Here is a 15,186-nt window from a genome sequence, read left to right on the forward strand (position 1 = left end):
TAGATCCAAAAAATGAGAGAGGGTCTTGCAATCAAATATCGAAACGAAATCAGCTGTTGCCGAAGCCCAGGAACTCCAGCAGCAGATTGCGGCGGCGGTTGCGGCGCTTGCGTTCGTCATCATCTTTTTCACCGGCACTGATGCCGGTGGCCGCTTGGGTCAAGGCTTCGCTGACGGGCAAAGCAATCGGTGCGGGTGCCACCGACTCAGGCGCCGTGCCGCTGCGTGCACCCGACACCTGGATGTCATTGGCATTGACCAGACGCTCCGCGCCCAAGAAGGCATTGCCCTTGGAACGAATACCCGCCTCGCCGGCATTAATTTCGCCGGTTGGCGCATACAGGTCCAGGTCGCTGCCGGCGCTGAGCACCGCGATACCGCTGCCGCTGAAAGAGCCCGAGGTGTCGAAGACCAAACGACCTTCGGAGTCCAAACGCAGCACCGGCGCTGGCGCACCGCTGACCGTCTTGGCACCGCGGCCGGCATCCAGATTGCCCGCCGACGACCACATCAGCACATTGCCCTTGTCCAGCGTGAACACCCGTGAGGAATTGACCTCAAAGCTGCCCTGCACCACGGTGTTGATATCGCCGCCGCTGACGGTGACCAGGCCGAGGTCGGTGGCCTTCTTCTTGGTGCTGGCCACCAAGTCTCCAGCCACGGCGCCACCCCCTGGGTTGAGCAAGGTGATGTCCGCCTTTTGCATCGACTTGATCTGGCTGGACGACATCAGGATTTGCGCGTTCGGGCGGTCTTGCGGGAACAAGAGGTCTACCGCCAAATAGCCGCTGCCATAGCGCGCCCAACGCTCATCGGCGTCCAACTGCGAGGCAGCACGACCGGCGGAGCGCAGCTCGCCCATCAGCACCCGGTTCAGCCAAGGCATCTGTCGTTCCACCGGCAAAGCGGCGAAGGCACCCAGGGCTTGTTCAGCAGTGATCGTCTTGCCGAGCTGCGCAGTGACGTAGGCCGCCAAGGCCTTCAATTGATCGGCCGAGGCCAAGGCGCGCAAGCTCGTCTCGCGCTGGCTGGCGGGCAGTTGCCCCAGCTGCGCCAGCAGAGCGCGGGTGACAGCCTGGGCCTGTTGTGCACCCGACAATTTGTCAAACGCGGCCAAGGCTTGGGCTGGCGTCAGTGCCGACCATGCGGGCTCGACCAAGCTGCTACGGCTCTTCAAGGCCTCATCCACCGCCGCATCGCCCACCGGCTTGCCGAGCAGAATCGCCTGACGCAAGCGTTGCTCTGTGGCGTCTGCGCGGGCAGGCAAGCCGCGCACATAACTGCTCAGTACAGCGTCCCACTTGGCAGGGCTCATCAAAGCCTTGAGCGCTTGGAGCTGGGCGGGTCCGCCCAGGCGGTCAAATTCAGCCGCCGTCGCGTTCTTGCCGCCCAGCAAGGCATAGGCTTGACCCAGCTTGCCGGCCAGACCCGAAGCCCCCAGCACATGGAAGCCTTGCTGCGTGGCCGCCAGATAGTCCGAACCATCCTCGCGCAAGCCGGCCACCACGGTCAGATTGCTGCCTTGTGCAGGCAACAAGACACTATTAGCAAGATTGCCGCTGGCCACAATGCCCGCGCTGCCGCCCAGATTCACGTCTCGGCCGGCCAGGACCAGCAGTTCACCCGGCCCGGCGACTTCAATGCCGGCGCCAGCGCCATTTTCCTGGAAGGCGACATCGCGCCCGGCTTTGATTCGCGTGAGTTCCGTACCGGCGCCCGGCTGATGCTGAACAGACACCACACCCGCGACATCAAAGCGCACATCTCGACCTGCCTGAATATCAACCGGCCGTGCGGAAACCAGGCGCCCTTGCAAGAACACATCGCCGGTCCCCGAAACGACCTGAACCGGCTCGCGGTTGCTGTGGTCCAGCTGCTGCTGACCGTTAGCATCTCTTACCTTCAAAGCGGCTTCCGCCACTTGCTGCAGCAGATCCAGCCGTTCGCCCCCCAGATTGGGCTCGCCGCCACCCAAGGCCATCACCTTGAAGTCGTTCAGCTGCACCTGGCCCTTTGCGGCCAGAGAACTACGGGCTGATGCCGGGTCACTCGCGGCGCTCCATTGCGTGACCGAGGCCATGCTCAGGCCACCGTTCGGCGCATAGGCACGCAGATCGGTCGGCACGATCTTGGCCAGCTCGTCGGTATCGCCAGGCTTGCGTTGCGGTGCGCTGGCGTAGTTGATCGATCCGCCAGCGCTTTGCATCAGCAAGCTGCTCTCGGCATCTTGCCCGGGCAATATCAGGCTCTGACCGAGCGAGTTCTGCGATTGGGCGTAGGCGTAGGCCAGATTGCGCACGCTGGCCACCTCCATATCGCGACCGCTTTGCACCCGGATTGCTGCGTCTTGATAAACCAGCTGCAAGCCATGCGGCGCCAGCAGCGGATCGACCGTGCTGTCAGCCCGCACTTCACCACCGGCCTTGACCGACAGTGCTTGCTTGGCCGCAAAGAATTGACCGCTGACCAGATCCTGGCCCGCCTGCACACGCACCGCACCACCGCCGAACTGCTCAGCGTTGGCGACACCCTCTACCTGGAAGAGCGGGTTCAGCTTGAAACCGCTGCTGGCCGCCGCCGCGCGCAGATGGCTGACATCACGACCAGCCTGCACCGTCACGTCACCGCCACCCAGCGTCGCAATACCTTGCGCAAACTTATCGGGCCGGGCAAACCAGCTGGCGGTCACGTCTTCGGTGTGAGCGCGCCACAGCCAATCGCTGACATAGCGCTGTTCCGCCTCGGGCTTGGCGCCCACGATATCGCGTCCAGCCCGCACCGTGATGCTGCGGCCGCCTTGAGTGAAGGGGCTCAAGCCCGATGGGTCGAGATCGCTGGACAGCAAGTCCAGCATCTTTTGGTAGCGAGTGACCGGCATGGCCTCCACTGGCTCCGGTGGCACCGTCGGCTGTTGCGTGGGCTCAGCCGTGGGTCCGGTTGTGGGACCTGTCGTCGGCTCCGCTGTGGGCGGCAAAGTCGGCTTGGCCGTCTGGCCCGGCGAGGTCTCCGGGTTCGGAGGTCGCACATTGCCCGTGCTGTCGCCATTGCCCTGAGACGGTTCGGTCGCCAGGGACGCATCGCTACTGCCGTCCGCCGCGCGAGCTTTGGCCTGCGCCAGCAGCGCATTGCTGGCTTTCAGCAAGGCCTCCACTTGCGCAGAGCTTCCCTCAAACTCTTGACTCATGAGGCCCGCAGGTGCGCCAAGGCTGAGCACGGTGGCCGAGCTGTTCAGCAACTCGATGTCTTGCGCAGCTGCAAGATCGATACGCCCTGTGGTGCTGCGCACGCGGACCGGCGTCACTTGTGAGCCGTCACTGCCAATGCGCAAGGAGCCGGAGTTCTCTGCATTGATTGCGCTGAAGCCTTGCGTCGCCAACAGATCGGCGCTGCTCAAATCGGCGCCGGCCACCAAACGGATCGAACCCGCACGCTCGGAAGTTCCGAGACGATCGGCACCTTCCACCGGCGACGGCCTGAAGCCCGTCGAGAGATCCGCCTTCAACAACAGGTCGCCGACGGCGCGCAAGGTGATGCTGGCTTCGGCGGCATGCGGGCTGGCCCGCAATTGCGCCTGGCTCAAGACTGGCATGGCCCAGTTGGATTGAAGTTCCAGCTTGCCGTTGCTGCGAATCTCAACGCCCGGTCTGACACGCATCAACGCGAGCAGATCGGCTTGGCCGCCACTAAGGCGTTCCGCAATCTTCTGGGCACTGACATTGTCTGGGCCCATGAACTGCGCGTTGTCATACACCACGCGTCCTACGCCCAGGATCGTCGGGTCAACCGGCGCGAGCGTGGGTTCCACGGTCGGCGGCAGCGTCGGCGCCACAGTGGGCGAAATCGTCGGTGCAATCGTCGGCTTGGCGGTTTGTCCTGGCCCCACCGGCGGTGCGGGCGGATTGGCGCCACCGGTGGTGTCGCCATTGCCATTGGAAGGCTGCGTTGCGTTCGAGGCATCGACGCTGCCAGCATCCAGTCCACCCGTCACACGTACTTGCGAAGCCGGTGCCGTCGTCGCTATCGGTGGTTTGACGGTGCCTGTGCTGGGTCCATTGCCGGCCGAAGGCACGCTCGGTGCGGGCGTTGGCGTTGGCGCAGGCGACGGCGCTGGCGTGGGCGCTGCGGTTGGACCTGTGGGCGGCGGCGGCGGCTTGATCGTACCCGTGCCACTGCCATTGCCGTTCGAAGGGCTGGTCGGCGCAGCGGTCGGAGATGCAGTCGGCGCTGGTGTGGGCGCTGGTGTCGGCGCAGGTGTTGGTGCTGGAGTCGGTGCTGGAGTCGGGGCAGGAGTTGGCGCTGGAGTTGGCGCTGGAGTCGGGGCAGGAGTTGGCGCTGCAGTCGGTGCAGCCGTAGGTGCAGCGGTCGGCCCGGCTGTCGGAGCTACCGTCGGCTTCGTCGGCGGGGCCGGTGGCTTGATCGTGCCGGTGGTATCGCCATTGCCCGCTGAGGGGTCGGTCACCGGCGCCGCCGTTGGGGCCAAAGTCGGCTTGGTGGGCGCCGGTGGCGGCTTGATAGTGCCTGTGCTGCCTCCATTGCCGGCCGAGGGCTCGGTCGGAGCAGCGGTCGGGCTGACTGTTGGCAGTGTCGTCGGTTCTGCCGTCGGCTGAACCGTGGGCTGGACCGTCGGCGTATCCGTAGGCGTGGTCGTTGGCGAGGTTGTGGGCGTCGTCGTAGGCGCCGTCGTCGGGGCCACGGTCGGCGCTACCGTCGGGGCCACCGTCGGCGCCACGGTAGGCGCAATCGTGGGCACGCCGGTCGGGGCGACTGTTGGCATCGGCACCAGGCCATCGACCAACTGGTTCACACCGTCATAGACCTTGAAGGCCTCCACATCGACCCGTTTCACGCCTGTGAGGGTGGCACCAATCGCTGCGATGCGCACATCTTGGCCCTCACGCGCGGCGCGTAGCAAAAGCTCGGCCGTCGAGAGCTGCGTGTTGCCATGCGCCGCGCTCAAATCGATCAGAGCTCCCTGCTGCAAGTTCAAGACGCCTTGCTGGCTGTTCAAGCTGACCGTGCCTCCAGCACCGCCGCGAGCCACGAGGCTAGACCCGGCTTGCAAGCGGATGTCGTCACGAGCATTCAAAGCGATATAGCCAGCGCTGGCTGGGCTTCCCGCAGCCAGCAGTTGGCCGTCCACCACCAGGCTGCCGCCATCGGAAGTCAGCGCGAGGTGTTGCGCCTGCAAGCTGGCGCCTGCCGGCAAAATTTGATCCCCAGCACGGTTGCGTACCGAGATCGCATCGGCAAAGGCGAAATTGCCCGCCCGCTGCAACAAGCCGCTCAGCTCTGCAAGATTGATGGCTTGTGCACTGTCCAAGCTCAGCACACCGCCGCGCTCGACCGAGGCCGACGCGGCGCTCAGATCACCCGCCAACAACAAGCGCCCTTGCGGCGCACTCAGATCCAAGCGACCAGCATCGCCTGCATCGGCAGCCTTGCCGCCCAAGCCCGCGGCCGAAACATCCACTTTGGAACCCGCACGCAGTGCCACATCGCCCTGATCGCTGCCGATACGGATACGGCCGGCGGCCAAATTGGCGGTCACCGTGCTGCCGATCTTTTCGCTACGACCGGCCACATTGAGCCAGGCCTGCGCGTCGATGATGGCGGCGTCCGTGGCTGCGCTGCCCTTGCTCTGCAAGCTCAATTGGCCGGAGGGCAAGTCAATGCCCGTGGCCACACGCAAGCGGTCGGCGCTGAGCTTGAGCTGTGCTGCGGCCGCAGCCAAGCTGCTGCTGGTGGTCGCGACTGCGCCGCCTTCACCTGGGCTCAGGTCCGCGGCACCGCGCACCACCCAGTTAGCATCAGCCAGATTGCTGGCTCGCAAGACCGGCGTGCGCAACTGCAAGTCACCATCGACCTGGATCTGACTCTTGCCATTCAGCAAGACGGCGCGGTCGGCACCTAAATCCACCGCAGCGGCATGCAAGGTCTGCACCCCGGGGCCCAAGGTCAAAGTGCCCGGGCGCACCGCGCCTGTCTCAAGGGCCGTGCCGGCGCGCGCATCCACCTTCAGGCGGCCGCTGCTGGCCTTCTCGCTGGCCTGCGGCGCGAGACCGGTGCTGTTGCTGAGCAAGACGCGCTGCGCTTGCAGCGTCGCCGTGCCTTCCCCCAAGACCTGCAGGCTCGGTGCATCCAGGCTCAGCTGACCCAAGGCGGGCGAGCCCAGGCCCAGACCGGCCAAAAGGTCGACGCTGGAATAGCTGCGCAGCAGCAATTGATCGGCCCCGCTGAGTTGCTTGAGCAAGTCGCTGCTGAGCAACAAGCTGTCGGCCTGCAGCGCTTGACTGCCGCCGGCTTGAATGCGCGGCACGCCCAAGCCAATCTGAGCCGCGCCGAGCTTCACATCGGCACCCAAGCTGCTGGCTTGGGTCGAGTCCAGCAGCAAGGTTCCGCCAGCATTCAAGCTAACGCCATCCGCCAGCTGCAAGCGACCGGCTTCGCGCTTGGCGCCGCTGCGGGTCAGCAAAGTGCCATCGTTGCGGCCGGTCAAGAGCAGTGCGGCACCATCGCCGTTGACGCGCCAGTTCTGGCCCGCATCTTGAGGCGGCGCCTTGTCCTTGTGGTCGACGGGCACAAGTGCGGTCTTCAGCACGGCACCTTGGCCGAGGCTGAGCTGATCCTTGGCCAGCAGCAAGAGGTTCTCGGCCTGCAGCGGCTGATTCGGGCCGCTCAAGACCTGCAACTCTCGGCTCAGCACATTGAGGCTGAGTGGCTGATCGGCGGCACCCGGCGTCGCACCCAAGATCAGGCTTTGCACCTTCAGTGCGGAGAGCTGCGCTGCGTCCAGAACCAAGGGACTGTTGCTGCCCGCTTGCGACGCTGAGCCACCGACCTGAATGCGGTCCGCCGCAAAGAAAGCCGAGCCGCCGCTACCGGCCACACCGGCCGCATTGCTGGCGGCCGTGAAGCGCATGGCACCTTGCACATCGGCACGTTGCGCGGCCACCACCAGGCTGCCAGCATCGCGGCTCAAGGCCGGTTGCACGCGGTCTTGTTTGGCGGCCAGGCTGCTGAAGAAGGCGTCCGCTTCAGCCATGCGGACTTCGCTGAACTTACGCGCTTGCGCCGGGCTCAGGATTTGCCAGGTGCTGGGCAGCGCATCGCGCACCGCCGTGCCGGCCTGACCCAATTGGGCACCGACCCAGACCGAGCCATCCTCGCGTTGCACCGCGTTGCCCAAAGCCAGCGGATTGCCCCCCCCGGAAACCGGTCGAACCAGGTAGGCGCCGTCCAACAAGGCATAACGTGCAGGCAAAAGGGTGTAGGTTCCCGCCGGCACTGGGCCGCCCTCACCCAAAGTAATTTGACGTCCTGCGGCCGGCAGATTGGTCACGCCCAAGCCTTGGGTACCGGCAGCACCGCCCGAAGCGTGACTGGGCACGATCGCAAAAGCGCCGTCCGCTCCGCTGAACACATCCTTGGAGCCACCGGGTCCAGGCACAAACTGCCAGGCCTTCAGCGCGCCACCGCCGCTCAGATCCAGCTGCGCTTCCTTATCGATGCGCACCGCGCCTTGGCCGGCATTCAAAACAATGGCCTTGGCGGGCGCCGAGGCCTGGCCCAGCACCAACTGGCTCCCCGGCGTGTTCCAACGATCGCCCGCCCACTGGCCAAACAAAAATTCCTGGCCAGCCGCACTGACCGAGGTCTCGCTGCCTGCTAACAAAGAAACTGAGCGAGTGCCCAGCAACTCAATGCGTCCGGCAGGCGCACGCAAACGCCCCCCCTGATTGATCACATCGGCTTCAACGATCAAGCTGCCGCCGGCACTCCAGGGCAAGGCGGGGCTGCTGCCCACACTGGCAAAAGCCAAGCTGCGGCCCGGTGCCTGCAGGCGAAACTCTTGATCGGTGGCAGGCACGATCTGGCCGGCCGTGAGAGTCGCATCCGCCTGGGTGCTCAGCAAACCGCTCAAACGCTTGTCGACGTTGTAGAAGCCGCCTTGCAAGAGCAGATCACCCGAAGTCTGCAACTTCAGGCTTCCCACACCCTGGGTCACCAGGCGACCTTCCAGCGTCAAGCGTTCCGAGCCCTGCAGTTGCAGGCCGGCGATGCCTCCACTGGCTTGCGGCTGCGGTCTGTCGAGCGTGGCCGACACCGTTGCCTGGGTATTGCCCCACTTCAGTTGTGGCGCGCTCAGGCTGGCATTGGCCGCGCCTGGATTCATCGCCAAAACCGGCGTATCGATCTGAATGGCTGCGCTCAAATTGAGCGTTACGCCCTCACCAATGCTGATACGTTCCTGAGCTGTCAGGCTCAAATCCGAAGCACCACTGGCCTGCAGCCACTGGCTGGAGACCGAGGCCTGGCCCTTCAGCTCGCTGGCCGGGCGCAGGTCTGTGGCGCTCAAATTTGTGGTCAGCGCGGTCTTGCTGCGCTCCAGACGGAAGTCTTGAATCGGCGGCAATGCGCTGGGGTCAGCGCTGTTGCGGACCGCCTTCAGCTTGAGCACCACCTTGCCACCGGCCTGCGAGCTTGCGCCCGCCTGAGCACGCAGATCGCCCTCCAAGAGCATGTCCTGGTTGCCGGAGATCGTGAGTGAGCCGGCACTGCTGGCCACAGCCTGGCGCGACACGCGCTCGCCGCCTTCGACACGCTGACGAATATCGAGCTCGCCGCTGCTGCCGCTGATGTCGATCTTGCTACCCTGCTGCCAGACCAGGCTGGTGCCATAGGTCCCCGCGGCCTCCAGGTTGATTTTGCCGCCGGCCAAAACGCGGCCGGTCTTGCGGCCATCGGCGCCGATTTCCGATTGTTCCAGCCCCGCCACATCAATGCTGCTGCCAGCACCCAGCCACAAATAGCGCGCCAATGTGGGGTCGGCTGGAGGCTTGGGATCGGTCTCTTCGTTACCGGCCAGCTTGAGCGTCACCGTGCCGCCGGGCATACGCACAGCGCCATTCATGCTGAGGCGGGTGCTGGCGCCCAAGTCCAGCGTGGAAGCGCCGGGCAAGTCGATCTGGCTGGCGCTGCCGATGTCCAAGCTGCCAGCGCTGCGGCCTTCACCAAAACCGCTGGAGCGCAAGCTCAGTTTGAACGCCTTGGGCAAGCCATTGATTTGCTTGCCGGTGCTGAACACCGAGCTCAGCGGAACATCCGAGGCCTGGGCCCGCGCGCCCGCCTTGGCCTGCCACTGCAAGAGATTCGGCTTGACTTGCGCCCCGCTGGCGAGGTTCAGGAAGCTGCGACCGTCGATGACAAAGTCCTGGAAGCCGCCTTGACTGAAGAACTCAGTGCCCAAATTCAAATTGGCGGGCGCAGCGGCTGGGCTCGCCCCGCCGATCTGCGCCGAGGCTGCCGTCAATTTGAGCGCGCCACCTTGCGTCATCGAATAGCCGCGGAACTCAGCGCCGCCCAACTGCAGTTGCCGGCTCGCTGCATCGCCGAAGGCATTGGCCGACCCTGCGGACAAGACCAGGTTGCCCGCAGCCGCGCCGCACAGGCGGTCCGCCGCGCAATCGCCGACCTTGCTGCTGCCGGTCAACATCGCACCGCCCGACACATCGAGCACCGAGCCTTGGCCCAGATTCACCGTCCTGCCGGCCTGCACCAGCAGGCTCCCGCCGGCCTGATTCAGCGGCGAGGCCTGCGAATCCTGCGCCAAATTGACCCAGCGACCCGACACGTCCAATTGGCTGCCCGGCGCCACTTCGACCGAGCCCTCCGTGCTGCGCAAGCTGACGCTGCCCGAGGCCGAGCGAACGCTGCCGCCCAGCTTCACCAGGCCGCGTTCAGAGAGCAGGCTGAAGCTGCTGCGTGCCTGCAGGTTCAGGGCGCTGCTCAAGCTCACATCGCCTTCAGCGGCCACCGCCACATCCTGGAAGCCCGAGCTCAGCAAGCGACTCGTCGCCATGCCAGAACGCAGCGGAGCCAGAGCGATCGCCGGATCAGCCATCAGCTGGTCCCACTGCGATGCATTCAAGGCAGCGCCAGCCGTGTCCAAGCTGAAGCGACCCAGAATGGCGCCGCCATAGCTACCCTCGCCAAACAGATTGCGGTTCTGCACTGCGCCCAGACGCAGCTGGCCCAAACCGGCCAAAGCGTCCTGGCCGACCAATTGCCGGCGGCCGCTGACGGTCTGTCCCGCCAAGCTGCCGTCCAGCACCAGGTTAGGCGCCACCACGGTCAAGCTGCCGGCCGATTTACCTTCCACATAGCCGGCTTCCAGGCGAGCCGAGCTCAGCGAGCCATAGGCCACCACTGGACCCCAGCGGTCGTACTTGGTCTGGTTCGTCCCGGCATTGCTGATGCCGGTGTAGACGATATCTTTGGGCGCGCTATTCAGGTTGTAGGCCTGACCATTGCTGGCAATCAGCTGGGTCGGCCGCACCTCGGCTTCAACATAACGGACCTGTCCCCCGGCCACCGAGAGAGTCGAGCTTTGATTCGTGTAGACCGCGTCGCCGGCCAAGAGGCGCAGGCTGCCACCGCCGGCCAGACGCTCATTGGCGCTGCGCAGCAAACTCTTGCGATAGCTGCCCAAGTCACCCAGGATGGTGGAGTCTTGGCGCAAATCCAAGGTCACCTTGTTGCGATAAAGCAGGCCGTCTTTTTGCAGCGGCGCATCTTTCAGGTCATTGCTGCCCAGCAACTCGGTAGTGACGAAGTTGCGCGCCACACTCAGTTCGGTGTCTTGTGTGCCCGACAGGTCAATGCGAGCACCTGCGCCGATCACAATGCGGCCGCTTTGGCCGCTGGGATCAAATCGCTCGCGATTCAGCAGGCCGCCCATATAGCTGGGCGTGCTCAAGGCTCGCAGCTCCGCTTGCGCACCTGGCGCAATGATCTGGGCCTGCTCACCCACCACGATATTGGCAGCCGCCAAATCCAGGCGCGAACGCACAAAGGTCGAGTTGTCATCCGACAGCAAAACCTTGCCATCGGCCCCGGTGTTCTCAACCGTCACTTCGGTGACGCTCTTGGCCCCCAAAACCAGCTCACCGCTGCGCGAAGCGCGCTTGTAGCGGGGGTCGCTGGGCGAGACCGAGTCCGCCACGCTGTCCAGCGCATCGCCTTGGGCCAGCAACAAGATCGAGCCGTTCTGGCTGACGCTGGTGCTGGCGCTGACGCGGCCCGACTGGTTGACGGCCATGCCCACCAAGGTGGTGTTGCCGCGCGGCGTGCTGATCTGGCCGCCCGGGGCATTCCAAACCGAGCCCTCGCCTTTGGCCAAACCGGCCTTGCCGACTTCGACCAAGAGGCCGCGCAAAGAAGGCACATCCGGATTGGCCTCAGACGCATACAGCGCCTCAGGCTCCGAGCTTCGCTTGTCGAGCGGCAGCTTGTAATAGACCTCGGGGCCACCGGCCAGCACCACCTGGCCGCCCGGGGCCGTCAGCTTGCCTTCGTTTTCGACCCGCTTGGCAAACAGATAGATGCGGCCGCCTTCGGCCGTCTTCAGCTCTGCGCCGGTCTGCACCTGCACAAAGCTGCTGCTGTCCAGATAGGGCACGCCGTCTTGCTTGTCCCATCTGAAGGCGGCAGAGCCCCCGGTGATATTGCCGACAAAGCCGTTCAGATAATCTTCATTCTTGGGCTTCAGCGTAGTCGCCAACAAGCTGCCCACATCGACGCTGGCGCCACGGCCAAACAAGATGCCATTCGGGTTGTAGAGCAGCAGTTCGCCGCCATTGGTGGCTGTGAGCTTGCCGAAAATCTGGCTGGGGTCCCCGCCGGTGATGCGGTTCAGGGCGCTGGCGCCCGGCTGGGCCATGTCGAAGGTGACCGAGCTGGCCGAGCCGATATTGAAACTCTGCCATTGGTAGATCGCGCGCTGGCTGTCCTGGCGGATGCGCATGTCCTGCCCGCCCTGGGCATTCGGCAAGCCCACCGGCAAAGCCGCCTGCCCCTGCCCATGGACACGCCATCCCGACAGCGTGCCCGCAGGCACCGGCACCGCATTGGCCGCCGGCGGCTTGGGCGCCACCACGCGAGACTGCGCCATCGCCTGCAGCGGCAAGGCACTGGCCAGGGCTGCGGCCAAGGGATGCAAGAGCCAGGCACGTTGGCCCCAGGCAGGTCGACGCAGCGACGCCTTGGGGACGGGCTTGGTGATCGGCTGTGAGCGTGCGGTGGAGGCCATGGCAGAGATTGGGTTCGATCAATACGTACAAGACAGACAAAAAAGCGGGGTTGAAGGCTGAAGACTGCTGCGCAGTACGCGGCCTATGAGCTCCGCTTAGAAGCGCAAGGCCGCGCGCACATGCACGAAGTCCTTGGACGCATCGGGTCGATTCGGAATCGGCCGGTGCCGCTGTGCCCAGTCCATGGACAAGCTCACACCGGGGCGCACCGCCAAGCGCAGGCCTAAGCCGCCGCCCAGCAAGGGCGTGCGCTTTTGCTGGCCGGGCTCGGGGTTGAACAAGCTCACGCGCGCAGCGTCGACAAAGCCGTAAAAGGTCAGTTCGTTAAAGAGCGGCAAATTGCTCCACTCCGGCTCCTCGCGCAGCGAGCTCAAGACACTGCCCAGGTTGCGGCTGCGCAACTCCAAAGAGGCCAAAAGCCCTTGATCGCCGGCCACCGAGCCTTCGGCATAACCCCGCACCGTATCGGCGCCACCAACCGAGAATTTCTCCGCGCTGGTCAAGGCCTGGGTGCTGAGTTGCCCGTTCAAACGAGCGGCCAGCTCCACCGCGCCCAGGCGTTGACTGGCGCGCCAGTCCAGGCGCAGGGTTGAGAAGCCGCCGTCCGCGCTACGTTGCTTGCAGGCAAACTGATCGGCCTCGCCGTAACCCGTGGGGCTGCCCGGCACGGGGCAGTCTTGACGCGTTCTTTGCAGCAGCGAACGCAAGCCTTGGGTCAGCGTCACACTCACTTGCTGTTGCAGACCCTCACCCCACCAATTGCCGCTGTAGCTGGCTTGAAAGGGGATGTATTGCAGCGGGGATGGTGTCACGCCAGTGCTGGAGAGCACGTCTTCGGTCAGATTTTTGTAGTCAAAACCCAAACTCAGGCCATGGAAGGAGTTGGCCAAGGCCTTGGACGTGCTGTAGCGCAGCCCCAGCGTCGTCCCCTTGCCCAAGACGCGGGCCCCGCCCAGCGACTCAATATCGCTGCTGGAATCGACCGCGCTGAAGATCAAGGAGTCGCCGTCGGCCAGCGGCGCCTGGTAGTTGAAGACCAGTACGCGAGACTGTTTGGGCGCACGCGGCGCGCCCATCCAGGTGAAGGAGATCTGGTGGTCTTTTTGCAGGAAGTTGTCGTAGTGCAGATTGGCCGACATGCGCAAGGGGTCGGTGCCATCGGCGGCAGCATTGCTCATCTCCACACTGCCGCCCAAGGGCAAGCTGTCTTCCACCTTCAGCTCGGCCTCAACCGTGCCCGGCACCCGGCCCGGGCGCAGCACTGGCTGAACCCGGCGCTCTTCGCCGCGGCTCACCGAGGCCAGTTGCTGCTGCACGGTATTGAAGTTAGGCACTGTGCCCGGCGCCAGCTCAGCCACCGCATTGCGAATGCGGCCTTGAGCAAAGTATTTGGAACCGGTCACTTGCAGGCTGCCGACGCGACCTTCCAGCACCACCAAACGGATCACACCGCCGTCGATCCGCTGCTCGGGAATGTCTACAAACACGGTCAAGTAGCCGGCGTTTTGATAGACCTTCTCCAGCGCGGCGCGGGCCGCTTCGACCTCGTTCATGCCCAGTTGCAGACCGAGGAAAGGCAGCACCGCCGCTTCGATCTGCAGATCGTTCAGGCGGGTATTGCCCTCGATCTCGTATTCCAAGATGTCGAACCTGGGCGCAGCAATGGGCGCCTCTTGGGCAGCGGCAGCTTGTTGGCTGGCCTGCTGAGCAAAGCTGGGGCCGGCAACAGCCAGGGCTGCGCCGCCGAGCCAGGCGGTTAGCCCGGCTCGATTCCACACACGCAGCCGAAAGTAAAACCGCGCCCTGCGATGGGCGCGGATCTTGTTGAAGTCCATGAGCTCAGTGTCACCAGGGCCGGTGAATCCGTTGTGAAAAAGCATGAGCCGTTCGGCTCATGCAAGCACCCCACTCAGGGGGTGCACGGGTCAGGCGACCGCAGTATTCGAGCTGGCTTTGCTGCGAACTTGGGAGCGCGCACGCACGGCGACCGCCAACAAGCCCAAAGCCATCAAGCCATAGGACGACGGCTCGGGCACGGCGCTGACCGAGCTGATGCTGCTCGGCACCCAGCCGGCAAACTCTTCGGCACTGGCGCTCAAAACGCGGGCCTGACCATAGGCTGCCGCAAAGTCGGTCCAGCTGCGGCGCTGCAAGCCCGCAGCCGTTGCCACTTGGGTCAAGGCGCTGGGCTGGGTGAAGCTCAGGATGTAGTCACCCTTATCGTCCTTGGCCAATCCCCAATAGGCGTCGTGCTTGAGGTTGTCGAATTCGTCAATGATGGGCGGGTTGGACCCGTTATCGTCACTCGTGCCCAAGTAATAGAACCAGGAGGACGAACCGACCTTGTTGGTGGACAAAACCTTTTGGCCAAATATCATCCCTGCCTCTATGCCTTCAGCTTTGGCGAAGTAGGGGGAGGGCCCTTTTTGGTCAAAGCTCGAACCATCGACCCCGACATCAAAGTCCGGCCAAAAATCCTTGCCTTTTTGGTAATGGGTATTGAAGGGATTGCCTTGAGCTCCGGTCGACGGGTCTTTTCCCTGATTTAGGTTTAATAACCAAGTCTGAATCGCTCCGACACTTGAATCCACTTCAATATTGGTCAACAACTTCAGTCGCGAGTACTCTGGATTCTCTCCAGCTCCGGTCCACTCACTATTCAACGTTGTGAACATGCGCCGAGAGTTCGGATCGTAACCATCACCCACCCCACTGGCCGCATACACCCCCCACACTTGGTTGGCGACGTTGGTGGACTTTTTGAGGAACTCCTTGAAGTTCACATCAGTATTCAAAGGTGAAAAAAACTTCTGGTAACCCGCATCTTGCTGCGCGTAAACAAAGAAGTTGTCGGTGAACGTGTCACCGGCGGTATAAGGGAATGGGGTCAGGCCCAAATCCTTGGTGTAGGAGACTTCGGCCACCGGGTCGTAAATCGCCAAGATCAACTCGGCACCGCCATTTTTGCCGTGATTATTCGTACCTCCGAGAATGGCGGCATGGGCGCTGCCGGCACCAAAAGCCCCCAACAATAGCAGGGCACGAGCCAGTGACGAGTAAGAGGTGTCGAGTGTCTTCATGGGCGTAGGCATCCGGT

The 15,186-nt window shown here is 64.0% G+C and carries 3 protein-coding genes; all 3 read right to left on the reverse strand.

The features are described from left to right. Positions 1-49: 49 nt before the first annotated feature. The 3 genes from LNV06_RS07810 to LNV06_RS07820 all read right to left on the reverse strand — a co-directional run bounded on the left by LNV06_RS07810 (position 50) and on the right by LNV06_RS07820 (position 15,169). Positions 50-12,088 carry a filamentous hemagglutinin family protein gene (locus tag LNV06_RS07810; RefSeq protein ID WP_263537700.1) on the reverse strand — a complete coding sequence of 4,013 codons (12,039 nt, stop codon included), beginning with the start codon at positions 12,086-12,088 and terminating at the stop codon, positions 50-52. 96 nt (positions 12,089-12,184) lie between these two features. Beyond that, on the reverse strand, positions 12,185-13,924 hold the full coding sequence (locus LNV06_RS07815) for a ShlB/FhaC/HecB family hemolysin secretion/activation protein (RefSeq protein WP_263537701.1): 1,740 nt from the start codon (positions 13,922-13,924) through the stop codon (positions 12,185-12,187). Between the two features lie 90 nt (positions 13,925-14,014). Beyond that, positions 14,015-15,169 (reverse strand): PEP-CTERM sorting domain-containing protein, encoded by a 1,155-nt coding sequence (locus LNV06_RS07820; protein WP_263537702.1) that lies wholly within the window; start codon positions 15,167-15,169, stop codon positions 14,015-14,017. Between the last annotated feature and the right edge of the window lie 17 nt (positions 15,170-15,186).

It is taken from the genome of Paucibacter sp. Y2R2-4, assembly GCF_025717535.1.
Lineage (GTDB): Bacteria > Pseudomonadota > Gammaproteobacteria > Burkholderiales > Burkholderiaceae_C > Paucibacter_A.